The sequence below is a fragment of the Sphingomonas sp. CFBP 13728 genome (assembly GCF_014841895.1).
Lineage (GTDB): Bacteria > Pseudomonadota > Alphaproteobacteria > Sphingomonadales > Sphingomonadaceae > Sphingomonas.
Genome location: NZ_JACYUS010000012.1, coordinates 1 through 22,074 on the forward strand (window position 1 = coordinate 1; position 22,074 = coordinate 22,074).

17 protein-coding genes are annotated in these 22,074 nt (G+C 62.4%); 11 read left to right on the forward strand and 6 right to left on the reverse strand.

The genetic code is table 11. From position 1 onward, the window contains the following. Positions 1-218: 218 nt before the first annotated feature. Positions 219-1,532, forward strand: coding sequence for a tyrosine-type recombinase/integrase (locus tag IFT67_RS20060; RefSeq protein ID WP_192239865.1), 1,314 nt, complete (start codon positions 219-221; stop codon positions 1,530-1,532). Positions 1,533-2,667: 1,135 nt separating this feature from the next. Here IFT67_RS20060 and IFT67_RS20065 read toward each other — a convergent pair. Continuing rightward, positions 2,668-3,282 (reverse strand): hypothetical protein, encoded by a 615-nt coding sequence (locus IFT67_RS20065; protein ID WP_192239866.1) that lies wholly within the window; start codon positions 3,280-3,282, stop codon positions 2,668-2,670. A gap of 173 nt (positions 3,283-3,455) precedes the next feature. Between IFT67_RS20065 and IFT67_RS20070 the strand changes: the two genes are divergently transcribed. From IFT67_RS20070 to IFT67_RS20090, 5 genes are all read left to right on the forward strand, one after another. Then, positions 3,456-5,045 (forward strand): adenylosuccinate synthetase, encoded by a 1,590-nt coding sequence (locus tag IFT67_RS20070; RefSeq protein ID WP_197983184.1) that lies wholly within the window; start codon positions 3,456-3,458, stop codon positions 5,043-5,045. Further along, positions 5,042-5,692: a DUF7002 family protein gene (locus IFT67_RS20075; protein WP_192239867.1), complete on the forward strand. Its 651-nt coding sequence runs from the start codon at positions 5,042-5,044 to the stop codon at positions 5,690-5,692. Before IFT67_RS20070 ends, IFT67_RS20075 begins: the two co-directional genes overlap by 4 nt. A 132-nt stretch (positions 5,693-5,824) precedes the next feature. Continuing rightward, positions 5,825-6,106 (forward strand): hypothetical protein, encoded by a 282-nt coding sequence (locus tag IFT67_RS20080; protein ID WP_192239868.1) that lies wholly within the window; start codon positions 5,825-5,827, stop codon positions 6,104-6,106. A 48-nt stretch (positions 6,107-6,154) separates the two neighbouring features. After that, positions 6,155-7,612 carry a hypothetical protein gene (locus IFT67_RS20085; RefSeq protein WP_192239869.1) on the forward strand — a complete coding sequence of 486 codons (1,458 nt, stop codon included), beginning with the start codon at positions 6,155-6,157 and terminating at the stop codon, positions 7,610-7,612. Positions 7,613-7,625: 13 nt separating this feature from the next. Then, positions 7,626-8,978 carry an anti-phage deoxyguanosine triphosphatase gene (locus tag IFT67_RS20090; protein ID WP_192239870.1) on the forward strand — a complete coding sequence of 451 codons (1,353 nt, stop codon included), beginning with the start codon at positions 7,626-7,628 and terminating at the stop codon, positions 8,976-8,978. Between the two features lie 52 nt (positions 8,979-9,030). Here IFT67_RS20090 and IFT67_RS20095 read toward each other — a convergent pair whose 3' ends face one another. From IFT67_RS20095 to IFT67_RS20110, 4 genes are all read right to left on the reverse strand, one after another. Further along, positions 9,031-10,404, reverse strand: a complete 1,374-nt coding sequence (locus IFT67_RS20095; RefSeq protein ID WP_192239871.1) for a hypothetical protein — start codon at positions 10,402-10,404, stop codon at positions 9,031-9,033. Then, complete coding sequence (locus IFT67_RS20100) at positions 10,401-11,102, reverse strand: hypothetical protein (RefSeq protein ID WP_192239872.1); 702 nt, start codon at positions 11,100-11,102, stop codon at positions 10,401-10,403. Before IFT67_RS20100 ends, IFT67_RS20095 begins: the two co-directional genes overlap by 4 nt. A gap of 143 nt (positions 11,103-11,245) precedes the next feature. Further along, on the reverse strand, positions 11,246-13,393 hold the full coding sequence (locus IFT67_RS20105; protein WP_192239873.1) for a hypothetical protein: 2,148 nt from the start codon (positions 13,391-13,393) through the stop codon (positions 11,246-11,248). Then, positions 13,384-14,220: a hypothetical protein gene (locus IFT67_RS20110; RefSeq protein ID WP_192239874.1), complete on the reverse strand. Its 837-nt coding sequence runs from the start codon at positions 14,218-14,220 to the stop codon at positions 13,384-13,386. Before IFT67_RS20110 ends, IFT67_RS20105 begins: the two co-directional genes overlap by 10 nt. A gap of 409 nt (positions 14,221-14,629) precedes the next feature. Here IFT67_RS20110 and IFT67_RS20115 point away from each other — a divergent pair, with 409 nt between their 5' ends. The 3 genes from IFT67_RS20115 to IFT67_RS20125 all read left to right on the forward strand — a co-directional run bounded on the left by IFT67_RS20115 (position 14,630) and on the right by IFT67_RS20125 (position 18,871). After that, positions 14,630-16,306, forward strand: a complete 1,677-nt coding sequence (locus IFT67_RS20115) for an RNA-directed DNA polymerase (protein WP_342450662.1) — start codon at positions 14,630-14,632, stop codon at positions 16,304-16,306. Then, positions 16,299-17,849, forward strand: coding sequence for a DNA polymerase (locus IFT67_RS20120; RefSeq protein WP_192239876.1), 1,551 nt, complete (start codon positions 16,299-16,301; stop codon positions 17,847-17,849). Before IFT67_RS20115 ends, IFT67_RS20120 begins: the two co-directional genes overlap by 8 nt. Positions 17,850-17,953: 104 nt before the next feature. Beyond that, positions 17,954-18,871 (forward strand): 3'-5' exonuclease, encoded by a 918-nt coding sequence (locus IFT67_RS20125; RefSeq protein ID WP_192239877.1) that lies wholly within the window; start codon positions 17,954-17,956, stop codon positions 18,869-18,871. A gap of 349 nt (positions 18,872-19,220) precedes the next feature. Here the strand turns inward: IFT67_RS20125 and IFT67_RS20500 are convergent, their stop codons facing one another. Continuing rightward, on the reverse strand, positions 19,221-19,451 hold the full coding sequence (locus IFT67_RS20500; RefSeq protein ID WP_206757952.1) for a hypothetical protein: 231 nt from the start codon (positions 19,449-19,451) through the stop codon (positions 19,221-19,223). A gap of 317 nt (positions 19,452-19,768) precedes the next feature. Between IFT67_RS20500 and IFT67_RS20135 the strand changes: the two genes are divergently transcribed. Together IFT67_RS20135 and IFT67_RS20140 are read left to right on the forward strand one after the other, a co-directional pair. Further along, a complete protein-coding gene (locus tag IFT67_RS20135) occupies positions 19,769-21,187 on the forward strand; it encodes a M16 family metallopeptidase (RefSeq protein WP_165895572.1) in 1,419 nt (472 codons plus the stop codon). A 24-nt stretch (positions 21,188-21,211) separates the two neighbouring features. Next, positions 21,212-21,535 carry a hypothetical protein gene (locus IFT67_RS20140; protein WP_133021423.1) on the forward strand — a complete coding sequence of 108 codons (324 nt, stop codon included), beginning with the start codon at positions 21,212-21,214 and terminating at the stop codon, positions 21,533-21,535. The last annotated feature ends 539 nt before the right edge of the window (positions 21,536-22,074 follow it).

Genomic DNA, 22,074 nt, shown 5'->3' on the forward strand with positions numbered 1-22,074 from the left:
TGGAGCAGCCCGGTAGCTCGTCAGGCTCATAACCTGAAGGTCACAGGTTCAAATCCTGTCCCCGCAACCAAAATCACAAACAAAACAATGATATACCGACCGCCCCCTACGCAAGCAGGGGGCTTTTTGCGTTAGCACGCCGCTAGCACAAATTTGACTTTTGCCGGCAACTGTAAAAAACTGCGCTTATTGGTCCACTTTGAACCGGTAGCGTCGTCATGCAGCGGCACGAAATCCTCGGCGGAAAAGTCCAGATCTACAGGCGGGCAGAGGGCGGAAGCTGGCATTGCTCCGCCTCGGTCGGCAACAAGCAGCGCCGCTCGAGCACCAGGACGGACAGTCTGTCGCTGGCCAAGCAGGTTGCCGAGGACTGGTATCTCGGCCTGCGCGGCAAGCTCCACGCCGGTGTCCTGAAATCGGAGAAGACCTTCAAGGAGGCCGCCGCCCAGTTCACCCGCGAGTATGAGGTGATCACCGAAGGGCAGCGCAGCGTCCGCTGGACCCAGGGCCATGCCATCCGCCTGCGGATCCATCTGCTGCCGTTCTTTGGCGAGATGGGCCTGTCGGAGATTACCGCGGGCAGGGTGCAGGAATACCGCGTGCATCGCATGTCGTCGCGCGGCGTGGCTAACCCTCACTCGCTGAGCAACCGGCCGGTGACCGACAAGGCACCGGCCTGGAAGACCATCCACAACGAGATCGTGACGCTGCGACAGGTGTTGCATACCGCGGTCCGCCACGGCTGGCTCTCGCACGTGCCGGATATATCCAGTCCGTACCGTGCTTCCAGCAAGGTTGAGCATCGGCCCTGGTTCAGCCCTGCCGAGTACAAGCAGCTCTACAAGGCGACCGGCGCCTATGCGAAGGAGCCGTTCCATGAGCACTACCGCTGGAACGCCGAGCAGGTGCACGACTATGTGCTGTTCATGGCGAATACCGGTCTACGCCCAGACGAGGCATCCAATCTCGAGCACCGCGATGTGGAGATCGTCGTCGACGATGAAACCGGCCAGCGCATTCTCGAGATCGAAGTGCGGGGCAAGCGCGGCGTCGGCTTCTGCAAGAGCATGCCGAACGCGGTTCGCCCCTATGAACGTCTACTTGGACGTCCCAAGCCGGTTCAGGGCGAAACACGCCGACAGCGTAGGCGCCGCGAGCTGGAGGGGGTCACAGAAGCGCCGGAGACGCCCCTGGCCGAACTGCCCAAGCCAACCGACAAGGTGTTCCCCGGCAATCACGTGAAGCTTTTCAACGGCATTCTCGACAAGGCCGGTCTCAAGTTCGATCGCGATGGCAAGGCGCGCACCGCCTATTCGCTCCGCCATACCTATGTCTGTCTCCGCCTGATGGAAGGCGCCGACGTCTATGCCGTCGCGCGTAACTGCCGCACCAGCGTCGAGATGATCCAGAAGCACTATGCCGCACACATCAAGAACATGATCAGCGCGGCCTCCGTCAACGTACGGCGCGCCAAGCCCAGCGCTCGGCGTAAGCCGCAGCCGGTTCAGTTCGAAGACGACGACCAAAGCTGACCGGGTACCGGTCTCAACACCCGGGCGCGGGCCGTTCACCGGCGCGCGAGCACCCCTTGCGGGGGCGTCCCCGGATGAGCGACCTTGCGGCGATCATTCGCGCTCGTACGAGCGTTTTCCTACTTAGCCGGCTGATGCAGCCTCTTGTGCAAAGCTGATCACAACGACGTAAGCTAGCGTGATGGCGCAGAGGTTATAAATGCGGACGGTCCGCATTTCGGCAAAACTGGTGGATAGCGGCCCGGCCGCTTTCGGGTGGCGATTGTTGTAAACAGCCGTTCGTTCATTTGATGGGGCAGGGGCCCATTGGCCGACTTTGGTGGGAAGTGGTCTATCCGTTCGTGTGCGAAGAACCGCATTTATGATCGTTCGTTCATCAGCGCTGGGTGGCAGCTACGTGGTCGAGACCCTGTCATTGTCTCCTTTCAGCGCAAAGAACTTGAGCGACCGGTCGGCAAGTCCGCCTCGCCTCGAATGCCGCCCGCGCTGAGGTCAGGCGGGTCCTCGCGTCCCAGTCGGAGATTGCGAGTCCTACCCTGCTTAAATTCGCGCCTTCGTCAGAGGGCAATTCAGCGTCAGGTCACCCCAGCGGATGGAGGTCTCGAACCAGCTTGCATCGTTGCCTGCACCGTGGTTGCGTCCCATGCAGACGCACTGGCATTCCTGGCCGGATGCGTTGAAGCCCGCGGGCGAGCACTTCTCCTGTTCTCGATACGGCTAAATCACGTAGTCCTGCCCGAAGGTCCTGAATGAGCGCTCGACGAAGTCGTTGAACCACGCCTTGGGGATTTCCCACTACCGCTTCCCAGATATCCACGCCGGCAACATGCGGCGGCCACGCTGTAGCCATGCGCGATTGTTGTCCGCGACGGGAGGCGCGCGCGCAGCAGCTGCCCCTTCCCGGGCAAAGCGGCTGCTCGTGCTTACGCTTCCGAAGAATTCCGCGCCCAAGACGGAGGCTCTCCTTGCCGCGAACGGCTGCAGGACGCAGCGGCACAATACATGAAGAGCCTGCTCAGGCGATCGCGGTATTCGCCGGGGCGAGATCACCTGCGGGCGGATCCGAATCGTCCGGCTCTGCGCCTAACTGAGCGGTGCCGTCGTCCCGTTAGGGCGTCAGGCGCGCTCGATCCTCTCAGTCCTTGCATTGGGTTGCCTCAGCTTCCTCAGTTGGCCGAGGACCGTCGAGGTTCGACATGCGCGATTGCCGCAGCGCGCGGTATCGCTCCAAAAAGCGGAGCTTCGCCTCCGCCGGCGCCATCCTCTCGACGTGGATCGGGGCGGCGATGATCCCGGCCTCGCTCGCCCATGCGTCGGTGCCCTCCGGCATGAGCTGCGCCTGTTCGGCGGCGAGCACCTCCAAGTCCGCCTTCTTCACGTCGGGATGGACGCAGCCGACGTCGAAGCGGGCGAAGATTACCTCCTCGATCGACTTCTCGAGCCGCTTGTACTCGGGCAGCAGCTGCTTGAGCGGTCGGGTCACGTCGCCGATGAAGGCTTCGGCCGCGTCGTGCAGCAGAGCCGCGTATTCGTGGCCGAGCGCGACCTTGCTGACGAGGATGCTGTGTTCCGCCACCGAATAGAAGCCGTCGGCCTGGCCCGCATACCGGCAGGTGTGGGCAAGACCGTGCGCGATGTCCTCAATGGTGAAGTCCGAGGAGGCGGGATCGAGGAGGTCGAACCATGCGCCGCTCCTGAGCCGAATCTGCGGGCCTGAGGCGATGGAAACTGCGATGGTGTCTCGGTGCATCGCAGCGCCCTTAGTGTGGTCGCCTCGCGCGTGGAAGCGCCGATTGCGTCGCCGGATCCATCAGATGTGGGTGCGGTTCCGATGGACACGAAGCGGTCGATGCGTAAACCCTGCTGTCCGACGTCGGGCATAGGGACCTGCCGGACGACGGCGACTGGGGGTATGGGATGAGGATGGTGGTGGCGCTTTCGGGTGCCGTTGGCAGCGGCAAGTCGACCGTGGCTGAGGCGCTCGTCGCGGTGGTCGGAGGCGAGCGCCTATCAACGCGCAGGATGATCATCGACCTTACGGGAGTGGAAAGCGAGCGCGCGGCGCTGCAGGAGGCGGGTGACCGGCTCGACGTGGACACCGGCTTCTCCTGGGTCGCGGATGCAGTCGGGGCGAAGTGGGACGAAGCCGATGGACTGCTGATTGTGGACGCCGTCCGCCGGACTGAGCAGGTTGATCACCTCAGGCGGCGGTTCCCCGGTGCGGTCCGGCACGTCCACCTCGTGGCCGACGCCGAGGTTCTCGCCAAGCGGCATGAAGAGCGCCGGCACAACGTGATCGAGCTCGGCAGCTACGACGAGGTACGTTCGCACGTAACGGAGGCTGGGGTGGAGAACCTCGCGGGGAAAGCGGACGTCGTGTTCGACGCCTCGCGCCTCGATGTGAGATCGGTGGCGGCCGTGGCGCTCGCCGGCCTGGGTCTCGTCAAGACCCCCACCGCGCGCCTCGTCGACGTGGTGGTCGGAGGCCAGTACGGCAGCGAGGGCAAGGGGAACGTCTGCTCGTACCTGGCTCCTCGCTACAACGTGCTGATGCGCGTCGGCGGGCCGAACGCGGGCCACCGCGTCCGGGACCCGGACTTCGACTTCGTCCATCTTCCCTCCGGCTCGCTGCACAACCGCGACGCACGCCTTCTCATCGGCCCCGGCGCCACACTGTCGCTCCCAATCCTGCTGGACGAGATCGAGAGGGCAGGCGTCGCGCAGAGGCTATCAATCGACCCGCAGGCGATCATCATCGAGGACGGAGATATCGCGATCGAGCGGGCGGCGCTGGACGTGATCGGCTCGACGAAGCAAGGTGTCGGCGTGGCCACGGCGCGGAAGATCCTGAATCGGGGCGGTGAGCCGGTCTTCGGCTCCGAGGTGCGTCTTGCGCGGCAGGTCTCCGAGCTCCAGCCATACGTGCGCTCCACTTGGGCGGAGCTGGAGAAGGCGTATGCGGCGGGGGAGAGGACCATGCTCGAGGGGACTCAGGGCACGGACCTTAGCCTTCATCACGGCGCATGGCCACACGTCACCTCAAGAGAAACTACGGCGAGCGGATGCATGGCCGATGCGGGCATCCCGCCGTCGCGCGTGGACCGCGTGGTCATGGTAGTCCGCACCTATCCGATCCGCGTAGGGAATGCGTCGGGCTACTCGGGTCACATGGGACGCGAGATAGACGCGGCAGTGGTCGCGGAGCGATCCGGCAAGGATGTCGAGGTCATCCGGACCACCGAGGTCGGCACCCGCTCCGGCAAGCCGCGGCGCATGGCTGAGTTCGACTTGGGGCAGGTGCGACGCGCCGCAGCGTTGAACGGGGCGACGGAGATCGCCCTCACCTTCGCCGACTACATCGACGCCGGGAACGAGGGCGCGAGGTCGTTCGGACAGCTGACGGAGGGCACGCGGTCCTTCGTGGGCATGATGGAGGATGCGACCGGATGCCCCGTGCGGCTGATCGCCAGCGGACCGCACCGCGACGACGTGATCGAAGGACGCGAAGCATGACCGAGGGAGAGCTATTCGAGCGGTACCCCCGCCTCTACCATATGGCGGCGGACGGCAGCTGGCCGTCGATCCGCGGGAGCGGTCTGCTCAGCGTGACCCGTCTGCTCGACCGCTACGGGCTGTCGGGCGATGATCGGCTTCCCTACGAGTCTGTTCGGCGTCCGGGCCTGATGTCCTTGAAGGCGGCGGGGCTGCCCGACGCCGTCGTCCGCGACAACAAACCGATGTTCGAGTCCGTGCTCTTGAAGAAGCTGCAGGACGGTCTGAAGCCCCGCGACTGGTACGAGATCCTCAACCGAAAGGCGTTCTTCTGGGTCGAGCGGAAGCGGCTGGACACTCTCCTTGCGGCCTATGCCGGAGATCCCCAGACCGTCCTAGTGCTCGACACGAGGAAGCTGGTCGAGGCGCATCGGCAGGACGTGCGGTTGTGCCGGATCAACAGCGGCCAGACGCTCTACAACGCCCAGCCCCGTGGCCTGGACACATTCCTGCCCATCGAGAAGTATCCGACCGGCCCCGGGAGGGTCGGGACCGCCGTCCGTCCGGTCGTCGCCGAGCTAGTTGTGGAGGGCGGGGTGCCGGACGTCGCCAACTTCGTCCTCGAGGTGCACCGGGTGGAGGGCGGCCAATGGACGCGCATCCATTGAGGCGGACCGCATCTCGTCCGAATCGTCCGCCAGCGTTTAAGCCCGGTACCGTGCCGGTCGTATACGGTTGGGAAAGCTTAGGTAGCTCCGGCGTTGTGAAGGCGTTCCAGATGGAGTACGGAGAAGGAACAGATGCAGACATTATCTTATGCAGCGATTTTGATCGCCCTGCCATTCGCCATCTACCTGCTCCTATCGTTTACTGCCGCGCTCGCTCAGGTGCGACGTTCCGGTACGTCCGAGGCGCGTCAATTCAGGCTCGCCGGCGTGACCTTTGGGCGCTTCCGGACCGCCAAGGTCCAGCGACAGGATTCCGGGTCGCTCGTGCCGACGAGGGCGGGAGTGAGTCTGCGTTCGACCACCAAGGGGCTGGTCGTCGAGGAGACCCGGACCGTCGCGAAGGACGTCTTCTAGAAGTGGTTCGCTAGTCCGGTCATGTCCCTTCAGGAGGAGGCGCCTTGGTTGGGCGCCGAGAACGCTTACGTTGGCTGGGTGCCGAACGTCAGGAGCCACCTGTCGTTCAGTTTGATCGCGTCTGCACGGCACATTGAGGCCTTTACCAGGGCGTATTCGGATCGCCCGAAACAGCCCGCTCAGCGTCTCGTCGTCGTATACCAGGAGCGCATCTCGCACGACCTTCCCTGGTCGGCCCGTGGCATCCGCAAGGATCGGCCCGACTTGGTCCATCAGTGGGTGCTCGAGGGAAGGACGCGGTCGACGCGTCTGCCAGTGCTCGGAAGCAGCGAAATCGAGAAGGACGCTGTCGACGGGTGCTGGCTGGCGACCGAACCCGATCGCCAAGGCATGCTGCTGGGGCGGGTCCACGTCCTGCCGCACCAGGAGGACGCGGACGCGCGGCACCGTCAGACTGCGGCGATTTCAGCCATCAGGAGCTTGATAGACCGACCCTCGAGCATCGTCCGCGACGCGTCCGCCGCCGACCGGACGGACCGCGAGCTTGACGAACTTGTGGCCTCCCTCGCCCAAGAGCTGCGGGAATGCAACAACAGGGTGGAGGTCGAGTTCGCGCTCATGCGGACCGGCGAGCTTCGACTCTGGTATTCGACGGAAACCACGCCCGCGCTCGATGCGGACCGTCTGTTCCAGATCGCGGAGCAGGCCTACTTCTTCATCAAGGACGCGGTGCACGACCACACGCACCACGATCCATCGTCCGATCAGATCACGCCGCTGACGCGCGTGAAACAGGACCGCAGGGAGTCTGGTCATGGCAACGAGATTGCTTGGCGCCGCGAGACACTCTGGAGCCTCTCGCGTGAGATCGAGAGGCTCCAGCGGAAGAACGGGTTGATCAGCCTACGGCAGTCCCTTGGAGTGATCGCCTACGCGGAGGCGTTCCAGAACTATCTGATGGGCCATGAGCGCGATGAGACGATGCCTACCAGGTTCAGGCCGGCGACGGGTGTCCATGACTACGACTTTAAGCACCTGAAGGACTCCGTGAAGGCCAGCATCGACGTGGCCTCGGCCAAGCAAAGCCAGCGTGTCCAAATGATCTTGGCCGGGGGCGGAACGTTCATCTCGATGGCGTCGCTGGCGACGTCGCTCGTCAATGGGCACAATGGCGTCGCGCGGGCATGGGAAGAGCCCCGGAGCCATTACGTGGGCCTCGAGGTGCCAGAGGGTCTGCTGCGGTTCCTCGTGTCGAATCCGCTACTCGCAGGCGCGCTGGCTGCGATCGCGCTCCTCGTGGCAGTGTCGTACGTCCTGGCCGACGGCGAGGGTGGACTGTTCAACCCGTTCCAGCGGGTGATCTCGCAGCACGCCCGCGCTGCGTCCGTAAGCCTCGGTAAGACCGACCTCGCAGCCTATTGGTGGGACGTGGGCTTCCACGTCCTGTGCGTCCTTGCGTCTTTCGTGCTGGTCGCACTGCTGGTGCTCGGAATCTGGTCGATCTGAAGGAGCAGACGGGATGATTGACGACGTTGAGGCATGGACGGCGCGTCGCAGCGGCTCGGAGCGCCATGCCGACGACGCCAGAGGCGACCACGAGATCGATTACGCCCGGATCGTCCATTCGGGTGCGTTCCGACGGCTGGCGGGCAAGACGCAGATCCTCGCCATCGGGGACGACGACTTTCATCGCACGCGACTGACCCATTCGCTCGAGGTCGCGCAGGTGGCCGACGGCGTGCTGCAGCAGCTAAGGCGACGCTTCTCCAATCCCGCCGCGGCTTGGCCTGGGGCGCATGGAGCACTGCTTGGCACCGTGTCACTGGCGCACGACCTCGGTCATCCGCCGTTTGGCCACGGCGGCGAGCTCGCTCTAAACTATTGCATGAGCAATGCGGAGGGCTTCGAGGGCAATGCCCAGACGCTACGCATCCTCGCGCGGCTGGAGGGTTTCTCGCGCGGATTCGGCGCCGACCTCACCCGCAGGGCGATGCTCGGCATCCTTAAGTACCCGGCACCCCGATCGCGTCTCGTCGATCCTGCAGTGATCCCCCGCCTGCACGAGGGCCAGACCATGATCGCGACTCTCGACAGGACGAGCTGCCAACCGCCAAAGGCATATTACGACGCGGAAGGCGACGTGGTCGAATGGATACTCGCTCCATTCTCCTCCTCGGACCAGGACGAGTTCGCCCGCATCGTCGAACGGTCCGGCCGTCATTCCAAGACGACGCACAAGTCGTTCGATTGCTCGATCATGGACCTCGCCGACGACATCGCATACGGCGTGCACGACCTCGAGGACGCCGTCGCCCTGGGCTTGGTGACCGAGCCTGGCTTCCGTGAACGACTGCCGGCGTCCGCCTGCGGCGCGCTGCTGGGCGCGATGTCGCGGCGCCCGCTCGAGGGCGGGGCCCGCGACTACGACGGTCTGGTCGACGCGCTGTTCGGAGACGATCTATTGCGCAAGAAGGCGATCGGGCGGCTGGTCCACTTCCTCCTCTCCCAAGTCGACGTCGAGGTGGACGGGCGGTTCGAGCACGATCTACTCCGTCATCGCGCGGTGCTTCCCGCGGATGCGCAGTGCCTGTTGGACGGGCTCCAGGGCCTGGTCGTGCACGAGGTTATCGAGAGCGCGCGCGTCCAGCACCTCGAATTTAAGGGGCAGCGGATGGTCGTGTCGGTTTTCGAGGCGCTCTTATCGGATCCCAGCCGGCTCCTGTCGCCGAACGTGCTCGCCGCATACGAGCGCTCGGGGGGCGGAATGCGCATCCTGTGCGACCATGTGGCCTCGATGACCGACGCCATGCTTCTGCGCACCTACGAACGGCTCTTCAGCCCTAGAATGGGATCCGTCTTCGACCGTCACTAGAGGAGCCAATCTCGCAGGCGTCAGCCTGCGAGAGAATTGCGCCGAGCGGCGCTTAGGCGTCCTCGCTGGATCCGCCTTCCGTGATGCGGGTGGGAACGCCGGACTTGCGCACGAGATCGGCGATGTGGCTCGTCATGCCGATGCGCCCGCGCAGACGCACCCCCGTGTCGCCGCCGACGTCCGCAAGCAGCCGTCGCAGGCTTTCAAGGCCCTGTCCGACCTCGAAGTCGACCCATGACGCGCGATCGCCGGGCACCAGGACGGTGGAGGTGCTGGACGTGGCGCCTACGTGGAGCTGCACTATCCAAGTCCGCATGCCGTCGTGCACCCACTCGATGCGCGTTGGGCCGAAGACGGTAGATAGGCGGTCCATCGTCGCGGAGACGTCCGAGACGACCTCCTTGGGAAGGTCGGCTCGGCTCTGCGACCCGAGCATGAAAAGATCGCCCTCCCCGGACACGCCCTCGACGACGACCCGCCCCTCACGGTCCACAAGCGCGGCACCCGAATAGCTCGCCGGAACGGCCGACTGCGACAGGATAGAGGCTATGCGGTTTTGCCCGGGATCCTCCGCAGCGATTAGAGCGAACGGGTCCGTCCAGCCCTTGCGGGTGGTGAAGAGTCCCGGCTCCTGTTCGGTGGGGCAGGTCCGCACCCAGACCTCGCCGCTCCCAGTTTCGGTTCCGAAGGAGAAGGGCGCGACCCGCCTGGGCACAACGAGGGTCCGGGGCACCGCCATGCCGGCGAGATGGGCCATTAGGAGCCCGTATGCCTTATCCCCGAGATGCCGGCTGAAGCGGTTTGGCCACGTCATGTGAGCGACCGCCGGTTCGGCGTTTCCCTCCTCCAATTCCCACAGAAGGGTGCGCGTACCATGCCATCCCCTCGGTTTCGGATGGATGCTGAACTCCACCCGCTCGAAGTCCGCGGGGAGTTCCGGCCTGAAGCCATAGACCGTATCAACGAGGGCCATGCCCGTCTCGACGGGGAGCGAGGCCACGCCGGGCTTCTCCACGCAGCGTGGCGTGTCGTCCGGAGCGAACTCCATAACGCCGCCCTGCACGACACCGGACACGCCGCCGTCGCCGACGTCGACCGTCTCATTCACGATGACGTGCAGACCCTCGGTGAGCAGTCGGCGCAAGACCGCAACCGCCTCCCCCGCATCGACCAGTCCGTAGACGAATTCACGGCTTCGGGGGCTGTCGGGCGTGTAGCTGCGGACATTTACGCTCGCGTCGGGCGCAGCCCTCAGGAGCGCCTGCACCGCCTCGTCGAGGGAGGCGAAGAGGTGGTTCGGCTCGTATCCGCGGATACGAGCGAACGTCTGCCGTCCCCGACCTTCGACCGGTTCGTAGCTTACGAACTGGGCGACGTTCCCCCGGCGGGCGAGCGTGTCGAGAGAGGCGTCCTTACGATGGTTCATCTAATCTTTCTTCCCTCGGTCCGAGTGGCAGCTCGCCCCGATCCGTTTCTTCTGCTACACGGTTCCGTCTGCGCTTCGCCAGCTTTGATCGGCGGATCCAACCCGAGCCATGCCGAGCGTCCCGGCGCTCTCCGTCGCCAGTGACCGCTTAGGTAGACACGGACGCCGCCTAAATCTTCGATCGTTCGACGTAGATTGCCGAGTGCCGCGTCAAGTCGGTGCGTCACGGGCTTCAACGCTTGCAGCTTCCGCAGCGCGTCTTTCTGCTCGAAGGCGGTGGTGCCGCGTTCGGCTACGCGACTCCGGATTGAGAGATGTCGGAACACGACGACCCAGGTACCAATCCGCTCAAGCGCGATCCGCGCGACGTCTTGCGCGAGATCGGTCCTCGGCTCCTCGTATTGCCGGAATTTGGACAGCGCTTCGAAGGCGGCAGAGTGTTCAGCGGGGAAGCCGCCCTCGCTTCCCAGAGGTCGCAAGAGATCCTCCAACCCCTGGCCAACGGTGTGGCACAGCTTCACATTTGCGCCTCGTCCGGGTACCTCGCTGAGTAACAGCAGCGTCTCCGTGACGGCGGCTTCAGCCTGGGCGAAGGACTGCATGCAGGCTCCCTGCCAGCCGTTCACCTTCGTCACGATCCTGGACCCGAGAAGCTTTATGCTCGTCTCGGTCAACGCCACATGCATGTTCATGCGCATCGACCTACTTGCTCGGCATTTACAAAGCATCAAGCTGCCCGTGGAGGTCGTTCTGCCGGTAATTAGATGACCGGTTCGCACTGCCGTAGTCATGTCTCGGACCGTCAACCAGTATCGACAATCGGATCTTATCAGTCACGGCCTCACGACGGCATGGGATCGATCGTCACGTGCAATCCGTGAGGATCCAGGCGGGCGTTCACGAATTGGTTGGAAGCGTCACCTCGACGGAGACCCACTTGGACGGTCAGGTGGTTGTGGTGCACGATGATCTGCGGCCTTTGCGCGAGGCCAAACCCCAAGCCCATCTGCCGGCTGCCCGCACGAAGTCCATTCAGTCTGTCGGCGCGGACGAGAATGGCGGCGACGAGCAGGTCGTCGGCTTGGAACCGCCGATCGCGCAGGATTCCGACGACCGTCTGCCAACGCCCAGCCATGATCTTCTCCATCACGGGAATGCGCACAACATTCACGGGCACGGCATCGAATAGGACCCCCGCGACGAAATCCCGTCGGCCAACGGTTTGAACCGTGAACCTTATGGATCGGCGGTCCGGGTCCCAAAGCTCTGCGGTCACGGCGGGTTGTACGACTTCGATGGTCGGCAGAAGGATCTCCCAGTCGATGCCATCCAGAAAGACAACTCTGGCGCCTTCCTTTGGCTTCGACAGCACGTCCCATCCGTTCGCACGCAGTTGATCGAGGCAATGGACCTCAAGGCGATGTAGGTCGACCGGGATCAGCGGAACCTGGGTGAAGGCGATGACGCCCGTACTGTCGCCGATGCCCTTAGGGACGCGGATCGAAAGAACGAGTGTTCCAGACAGTATCGGCTCGAGCACCCTAGCAAGCCAGTCTCGGGACGGTTTGTTGGGTCCCGCCCCCGCGACCACGAGATTAGCCTGAGTAAAATCCAATGAGGGAACCGCGATCTTCATCCCCGCATGCTGCAACAGACCGCGTGGCGAAAGCCCTCCGACTGCCGTCCCGAACACGGATATGCGATCGGGCGTCTTGGGATCCGCGGTGAGCGGAAAGGCGTCGTCCTCGGCGAGGATCAGCAGCTCCTCTAGGCGCCGAGCCGCCGCCGCGAGCGAATGGCCACCGCCGAAGGAGAGGTTCTGGCGCGTATGGGGACTGAGGTCGCTGAGCGCCCAGACTGCATCGAAGCCTGCCGCGAGCTCGCGCCAGGGCACTAGGCCCCTTTCATCGATCAGATTGGCGGGAAGGTTCGGCACCACGGCCACCAGGCGGCGCCTCCCGCCCGAGTGGGCGCGGCAGAGATCCAGGGCGATGGTGACGGGGGCGGGATCGTCGCCTGACACCTCAAGCAGCACGAACAGCGTCGCGTCGTCCGTCAGGTCCAGGCGATCGTCGTGGACTCGCTTTTGCTCGGATCGGAAGCTTCGGGTGTCAACAACCTCGACATTCGGCACTCCCAGGTTTGACGACGGTGCCTTACGAATAGAGCCGTTCAACGATCGTTCGTCGGACCTGTTGTGCCTAACCAGCCTTAGGGCGAGTTCACCGACCGCGATCAGTAGGCTGCCATCCGCCTGCCTAAAGGACACCTGCCCCGACATCGTCTTGGCCCGCGTGATTACGTCGGATCGAAAGCCAAAGGCCTGACGCTGTGCCAGCGTGCCGGATCGTAGGGCTCTGATTGCCGCCGGGTTGTCAAGGAAAGCGTCATGGAGTCTCTGCTCTAAAGTGATGACGGTTCGATCCTCGATCACCCTGACGGATACCGCTCTGCCCGGATCTTCCAAAAGATCGCCCAGACCGTTAGAGACGGCGGCGGCAGCCACCGCGGCCCTCGCTCCGGCGGGAACGATCACCACATCGCGCCACGCAGTGGCGCTCCTTGGGGATGCATCGTCCATGTAGGCGAAGGTCGCCTTCCACCGCGCAGTTAGCTCCCGTTTCATCCCGCAGAACTGCACGATCTGCAGTTGCAGGAACGGATCGGTCCGCGCATCGATCGTCGGAGCCAGCGCCGCCGCCAGAAGCGCTCGCCGCGCGACCTTCAACGTCCCGTCGGCTTCGGCGAAGGCCCATAACGCCGGCAGACCTTCCGCCGTCATGATCGTCGTGTCGGGATGGTCGCACAGGTGCCGAGAGTCGGCGAGCTCGCTGAAGCCGACGACCCGATCGTCCGCTCCGATGATCTGCAGGAGCGGCCGATTGGACGAGATGCTTCGGAAAACGGGTATCGCAAAGCCGGTCTGACCGCGGTTGGCCACAAGATAGCCGGTCAATTCATGACCGCGCTCCTCGACGTCTACCAGCATGCGATCCCGCCGTGAATTCCGGACAGAAGATCCCTGACCACGTCGTAGATCTGGGCCACCATGTTGCCGGGACCTTGTCGTTGCACGGTCGAGAACGGCAGGCTGATCGCCCCGAGGTCGTCGATCCGTTTCATCACGGACGGACTGGCGAATTCGCTCGGCAGGATCACCGCAACGGTGTTGTCCTTGAGCCGGATCGGCCCGTCGAACTGCGCCTCCACCGAGGAGTTGCGCTCGTCGAAGGGCGCGCGGCCGGTGCTCGCGATGAGATCGCGATAGGCCCTGAGCTCGAAGTCCATGGCGTCTGCCGAAGGATCCTTGAGGCCCCGCCTGCTGTCGGCGTCGTAATAGGACCGCCCGTCGCGCCAGAAGAGATTGATCAACCTCGGAGGCGAGGTCGGATCGGGATCCACCTCGAAGTCCTCCTTGATCATGCGATGGTACATGTGGTCCGCATATCGTCCGCTCTGGAAGGCCCCGCTGTCGAACGGGAACACTCGGGTCGGCTTGATGCCCTCCGCCTTCAGGACGAAACAGACGGGCCAATACGCGTCAATCCCGCTGCTCTCGTCCTCTTGCGCCGCCCGATAGGCGGGCCGTCCGTAGAACATGTAGAGGAGATCGGTGCCGAAGACCCGGCACGGCGTGGGCCTTAGCTCTCCGGACTGAAGAACGTCGCGGAACGCATAGCCGTCGGTGACGTGCGTGTAAGGCAGGACCTGCGACGATGGCGACGCTCCGGCGACAGCCGCGGCGAATTCTCGCCGTCCCTGTCGTTGCGCGACGGGCCGCTGATCGATGGCTGATGTTTTGGGTGGGCGAGCCATGCCGTGGCTTATCACGAGTCTGTCCCGACCGCATCATTCCGAGGAGCGGCGCCTTCGACCAGTCACGATGGATGGGCTCGTCTAGATACATATTTTCGTGATGATCCTCGATTGTGATTGCGATGGTAATAAATACTCCAGACAGACAGACAGACAGACAGACAGACAGACAGACAGACAGACAGACAGACAGACAGACAGACAGACAGACGGACATTCATGCGTTTGACTTACACGCCCAACGTCCAGGACTGAGGTGCGAAGGTGGGCCTGTCGAAGGACCACGTAACGTGGCTGCCGCGTCGGTTAACCTCACACTTGCAGCTGGATCAGACGCCAGTATTAAGCGATAAAACGCAAGCGCTTCGTGCGCCGGGGGTGCATTTACGGAATGTCGAATGGTAACAAGGTGGAGAAGGAATACTTCCTGAACTCTGCATTCTGGGAAAACGGGCAGGCACTCGGCTTCCCGATTCAGTTCGATTTGGTCCTCAAGCACCTCCGACAGGACATGCGCGACGATTGGTATTTTGACTGCCTCCAATACGACGATCTGTTCAAAGATTCCGAGGAGGCGAAGCGGATCATCGTCGCCATGCTCCAGGAGTGGAACGGCGTATACACGGGAACCCGCAGCGTCGTTCGTAACATCCCCAAGAAGGGATTCGGCGAACGTTATGGACTAGAAACCGATTTCTTCGACCGGTTTGTGTACCAGTCGATCTGCAGCTTCCTGATACCGTACTACGACAAGCTGCTTGGCCACCGGGTGCTCAGCTACCGATACGAGCCCAATCCCCAGAACAGTAAGTATCTTTTTAAAAACAGGATCAACCGCTGGTTTACGTTCGAAGGCGTTACGCTGACCTTCGTCCGCTCTGCCAAGTTTCTGCTGGTCACCGACCTCAGCAACTTCTTCGAGAATATCGCGCGCGAGCAGATCGTCACGGGGCTCGAGAAGCTCATTCCGAGAATCGAAGCAACAGGACCGGAGAAGCTGCAAATCAGGAATGCGATCGCAACCCTTGACCGGCTTCTCGCACAGTGGACGTTCAGCGGAAGCCACGGCCTGCCGCAAAACCGGGATGCGTCCTCGTTCCTCTCCAACATGCTCCTGTCCCGCGTCGATCGGGCGATGGCGGCGAAGGGGTATGACTATTACCGCTACGTCGACGACATCCGGGTGATAGCCAACAGCGAACTCCACGCCCGACGCGCCCTTCAGGATCTCATCCGCCTCCTGCGGACGGTCGGACTGAACATCAACGCCAACAAGACGGCGATTTTGTCCCCCAAAGCGGTGCAGAAGGATCTGGCTGAATTCTTCCCGTCGCAGGACAGCACGACGAATGCGATTAACCAGATGTGGCAGTCACGGAGCCGGCGGATCGTCACGCGGTCCGTGACCTACATCTTCGAGATCCTCAGCAAGTGCATCGAAGCCGGGGAGACCCAAACGCGTTCCTTCAGGTTCGCCGTCAACCGTGTAGCCCAGATTGTGGAATCCGGGCTGTTCGACGTGAGCGACGCACTTTCGACCTCCCTCCTAAACACCCTCTCGGCGTCCCTCTCCGAACATGCCGTGACGACGGACCAATACTGCCGGCTCATATCAATTTTAGATCGCGACGGGCGATGCCTGCCTGCGCTGGAGGCGTTCCTGCTAGCCGAGGATGGCGCCATCCACGAGTGGCAGAACTACAACATCTGGCTGCTTCTCGCCGTGCGTAAGTACCGATCCGACGGCCTAGTCGCCCTTGCTGACCGTAAGCTCCGGGAAGACATGAAGTCCGGAGAGGCGGCAGCCATCCTTATCTGGCTACGCTGTGTCGGCGAGAAGGGCCTAATCGAACGAAGCCTCAAGGATTTCGAGGGCCTTCCCTATCAGAATGCTAGGTACCTTCTCATTTCCTCTGCGGTTCTGGACGACGACAGCTTGCGTCCGCTCCATGGCAGGGTGCCGATTGGTCTGAGGGCGACCAGGGCGCGGGCTGGTCGCTACGACAACGAGGAGGGCTTGCCCTTTGCCGTCCGCGAACGGCCGGACATCCTGAACCTCGTGGACGAGATCAGCGAATATGATTGATCTCGGATCCAAGCTGCTCATCTTCATAAAGGATTTCACCGGCAGAGGTGCCGACTGCTTCTACTGGTTCGTCCATGATCGGCTCGAGGAGAGTAACCCGGCCGAGATAGTCGCCTACCCAGGTCCGGTCGTCTGCCACGACTTCTGGATGATCCGCGACGTTCTCTACGACAAGACCGGCGATCTTCCCGCAGTCGTGATGGACGTGGACGAATTGCGGATCTCGATAGGGGGCAATCCCGCTGATCGGCTTAACCGCGAGAAGAGCGACATAAGTGTCCATCTCGGCCCATGCGGGGCATCCAAGGAAGTCTGCTCGGCATACAAGCGCATGTTCAATCGGGGGATCCCGTTCGACGTCGAGACTGCTACCAAGGCGGCAGGTGCGATCGCTAGGCTCTACATAAATCTCTGCGCCCAAGCCGCCGCGAATGGCGAGATGGAGCGGTTCTTCAGCGTAGAGATGCCCGTCTACCGCCTGCTCCAAAAAGCGATGTCCGCAGGAATAACGATTAAAGCGGCTGATTTGTCGGCCAAGCGGCGGGAGGCGGAACACGACTACTTCTACTGTCTGAAGAATTACTCGGCAAAGCACGACATGCCGCTCGAGACCCCGTCACGGACATCCATTGAACGAAAACTTCACGCCGCTGGGTTCGACTTTGAGGGTGTCTCCACGAAATACGTCCTGGAGTTTGTGCCCCATCCCAATGATTTCGGAGGCGACACCCTCGCCCTTGAGGAGTTCGACGACGCCAAGCGCGTGCTCTCCTCCCTGACTTTGGCTGGCGGGCGTACGCGGCCCATCATGGACGTCTTCGGGTCCCGCACGTCGCGCATACTCCTGCGCAACCCGCCGCTCCAAAGCATGTCCAAGAAGTATCGGTCCATCGTCAGCGCTCGCGACGGCGCGGAGCTGAGCTACGTGGACTTCGATCAGTTCGAAGTCGGGATCATGGCCGCCCTCTCGGGCGATGAGCAGCTCGCCGCGCTCTACGCGGCGGGGGACATGTACGACCTGTTCGCGGAGAGCCATCTCGGACTTACAGGCAATCGGAAGGCCGCCAAGCAGCTCTTCCTGTCATACGCTTACGGGATGAGCCGCAAGTCCCTGGTGGACGCCGCCGTTGAGCTGGGAGCCGAGCGCGACAAGGCGAAGGACGCCTTTCGGGTCTTCGCCCGATACGAGGAGTGGAAGAAGGAGGTTTGTACGGAATTCCAGGACAAGGGACGGATCGGCACCGAAATGGGCAATCACTACGCGCGAAGCAGTTCGGGGGCGCTCACAAGCAAGGAGCGGCGTTCCGCAGTCAGCCAAGTCGTGCAGGGTACGGGATCGCTTATCTTCAAGAAGGCGCTCCTGGAAGTTGAAAGCCTGGAGGACGTCACCATTCTGCTCCCGATGCATGACGCCCTGCTGTTCGAGCACCGTCTCGCTGATACGCCATTGAAGGTGATTGCCGCATTCGAGCGCGTAATGACGGAAACTTTGGGAGGCCGGATCGCCGGAAAGGCGTCGGTCGGGGACTTCGCACCGGCCTGAGCACACGCTTCGATCAACGCCGATGCACGCCGGCCCTGCCGGAATACCGCGCCCGGTCATTGGGAAACCTCACAACTATCCGCGCTGAATAAGGGAGCTACATGATGACCGATCCGACGATGGAGGCGCTCGCTGCTCAGCTTGAGGCGAGCGGTGACTACCGGGTGCTTCGCCGGCTGACGGTGCCTGCTGGCGGCTTCGTGCCAATGCCGCACATGAAGCGGGCTGTGTTCCTCGACGTCGAGACCACGGGACTGGATTCGAGCGTGGACGAGATCATTGAACTTGCGATGGTGCCCTTCTGGTATGAGGACTCGGGTCGCATAGCCGGGGTCGAGATCGGAGGATCCGCCCTACGACAGCCACATAAGCCGATCCCCGCCGATGTGACGCGGCTGACCGGCATCACGCCTGATATGGTGGCGGGCAAGACGATCGACTTCACGGCTGCCGCCCGGTTTGCCGGCGATAGTCTCATCGTCGCGCATAACGCAGGGTTCGATCGGCGCTTCGTCGAGCGTTTCTGTCCGCAGCTGGCGAATAACCCGTGGGCCTGCTCTTTCGCCGAGATCCCTTGGGCAGCCCATGGTTTTGAGAGCGCTAGGCTCAGCTTGATCGGAAAGGCACACGGCTTTTTCTACGATGGTCACCGCGCCGTGAACGACTGCTACGCGGGCATCGAGATATTGAGCCGCAGCGTCCCGGTGGGAGGGACGGAAAGCGCGATGAAAGGCCTTCTGTTATCGACCAGCTCGCCCAGTTGGCGGTGTTGGGCAGAAGGCGCGCCATTCGACAAGAAGGATCTGCTCAAGGGCCGCGGCTATCGGTGGGCGGATGGCAGCGACGGTAGGCCCAAGGCTTGGTGGATCGACCTTGACGAGGCGGGCTTCCACCCCGAAATGGCCTATCTGCGAAGCGACATCTACGGCTGGTCCGCTCAGGTCAGCATCTGCGAGCTAAACGCGCTGAACCGCTACAGCGATCGCCTGAAGATAACGCCCTACGTCATACCTGCAAGTTGATTACCAGCTCGAGGCCAACCCAGACGGTTACGCGGCGCTAGGGGATCGATGGGAAGGTTCTTCACTCCGAACGGATCAGATACCGGTATCCTATCTCTAGTTCTGCCGTGCCAGATAGACAAAAGTCGAGCGTCGGCCTCTTGACAACAACCCTTCGTATTAGGCGTTGGCAGGGACTTGGAGGAAGTTCAGCTTTTTGTCTTTCGAGGCCGGCTTTGGTGGCCGGTCGAGCGACCATCAGGCTAAGATTAACGAGCGTCTGAAGTTGGGAGAGCCGGGGAGGGCATTGAACGGCGACTTATGGGTCGACGTGGTGATGAGTGGGGCCGGTACCGACCGGCCCCGCCAGTCACTTCTTCTTCTTGTCGGGGCGCTGAGATAAAGCAGATCCAGCAGCTGTTTTTGAGTCCTTCCCGGTTCGTCCGTCCTTCAGGACCTTCGAGGCGGCCTTGCCAGCCTTTTCGCTCGTGTGCTCGTTCTTCGCCATCGTTTGGCTCCAGCAGACACCATCTTGTGGTGCATTTGGAAAACTGTCTATTGGCAGATTGGTTCCTGACTTGTTCTTACGGAACGATAGCATCAGAAGACGAGATGGATGTTTGTCTGCTTATGGGCAGCGTTGCCCTTGCGTTGGACGTCTGAGAATGGGTCTCCGCTGACGCAAGGTCCTGTCCGGAAGCCTCGCGCGCTCTGCCACCTTGTCGCCTTAAAGACCTTGGATGATCCGCCAAGTTCGTTCCGGGCCGGCGAAGGAAGGCAGGCCGGACGTCGGTAGGAGGCTGGAAGTTGCGCTTCAGAGTATTCGCGAGCAGACTTCTACGACTAGGCGTCGTTGCCCTATCCTCCAGCGGGTCCGCCATACATGCGGGCGACGGGCATCGTACCGCGACAACCGCTGTGAAATCGAACGCTGCACAGAAAGTTGATTGGGCGCCTGTAGTTAGTGGGCGTCTTCCGAACGGTGTACGCTATGCGATCCTCCCGAGGCAGGGAGACGAACCTGGCATAGGCCTGCTCCTGCGAAACGAAGGCGGCTTCATCGAGGAGCAGCGGCCGGGCGAGCGCGGGTTGACACACCTCATCGAGCATCTCGTATTCGTCAGTCCAACGTTAAACGCGCCGAACGATCTGCATTATCTGCCGAAGATCGGTTTGCCGCTGACTTTCCCCGCACCTTCCGCCGGTACGACGAGCTGGCGCGAGACCAATTACTTCGTGTCGACCAAGACGACGCGGACGGCCGACTTAGACACATTGCTGCGTCTGTTCCGCGAGGTCGCGACCGATCTCACGTTCAGGTCCGATGCAGTGGACGACCAGCGTGCGGACGTGATGCGCGAGATGGCTGGCAGGAAGCCCGGCAACGTGATCTACGCCGATTACATCGCGGACGTAGCACCTGGATCTCCGACCGACGTGATCGATGGGCAGAATTCTGACGACGTACCGACAGCGAGCGTGGAAACGATCCGCGCCCTATACCGCCGCCTGTACCGACCAGAAAACATGATGGTCGTGATCGTCGGAAACGTCGATCCGACCACCGCGAAGGCTCTTATCACCCAACGTTTCGGAAGTTGGAAAAGCATCGGGTCGCCGGTCGTCCACGTCCCTGTTCCGCGCTTGCGTTACGATCGCATCGCGCCGATCAGTTTCTCGGCTCTGCCGCAGGGGCGCAGGACAGCGCTGATCACCGTGGCAATGCCGACACTTTCGTCACGCGGCCCCAAAAGATCGCAGATGAACGCCGAGCTTATGGACAGGCTGGCGATCCGCGCGGTCAACAATCGACTGGCAAGAGCTCAGCCAGGCAGTCCGTCCGGAAAGGTCGGAATGTTCATCGAGAATGGCGAGCAAGGCCACCGGCTTATCATGCTGTGGGACAACTTCACGGGCGACGCATGGCAGCCCGCACTGGTCGCCCTCAAACGTACCGCATGCGGACTGGGTACGACGGGCTTCTCTGCGGACGAATGGTACAGGGCGAGGCGTGACCTGATCCAGGAGCTCGAGCAAATTACCGGAGACATGGGCCACGCCAAGAACGTCGAGCTGGCAAAGGATCTATCTCACGCCATCGCCGCGGACAAGGAACTGATCGCACCGAGCGCTTTGCTGCGGCGTGCTCGGATCTGGTTGCCGACGATCGATGCGAGCACCGGGAGTGCCTGGTGGCGTCGGCAATGGCAAAGCGGCCACGAACATGTCCGGGTCGAAGCACCGGAGCTCGCCCGGGTCGTGGACCCCCGTCAGGCGATACGGACCGCGCTCGATGCAGCATCGTTGGGGGCCGCCTGCCGCCCACTGCGGCACTAACCGAGCCGGAACAGGGAGACACGGATGGCCATCGTCCTCATCATCGCTGCGCTCGCGTCGCAGACCGGGCCCGTGACGGTCGTTCCAAACGTCGTCGGTTTTGACCTTGCCAAGGTGCGCCCCAGAGAACCGACGTGCCTGGACCGAGGGCAGTCGGACGAGATCATCGTGTGCGCTCCAAAGGGGATGGACATCTGGCTGGGTGACGTAAGCGGATTTGCTGCCAAGCCCCTTAATGCCGAATTCAAAGGGCCGTTAAACGCCGAGACGACCATCCACGTCATTCAGCAAAAGAGTTCCATTGCTACGACCCCGGCAGCGGCTGTGACATTCAAATGGCGTTTCTGATATTCCTGGTTGCGGGAAAATCCCGTGTTCGACTGCGGTTCAAACTAAACCGTATCTGCCGTCGAAAACTGCAGAACGATCTTGGCTATGGCGGTGGTGCGTCCGCCGAGACGTGTCTCCACGGTGCTTCGATCAGATGACATAAAAGGCCAAATGGAAGACCATCTCGCCTGCTAATGCATCGAGAACGAACCAAAGTCTGCTCATACCCTTCCTGTTTCCTGAAAGCGCCGCATTCCGAACACGATGGCTCGCTCTACTCTGAACAGCCCATTCGCGAGACCGTGACGATGATCGAATACCACAGCCTTCGTGATTCCCGACTCATAAGGTGCCGGCTACAGAATCTTGCTTATCGGACGGCACTCGCCTTTCTGGCAGGGGGGGCGGCATGTCCCGGGGCGGGAACGGCTCAGGAGATACCTCCGGAGGCACCGTCGTCCGGCAAGGACGACATCGTCATCACGGGTCAACGGACCGCCGGTAGCGCGGTTGGTGCTGTAGATCCGACTGCGACCCTGGACCAGGCGGCGATCCAG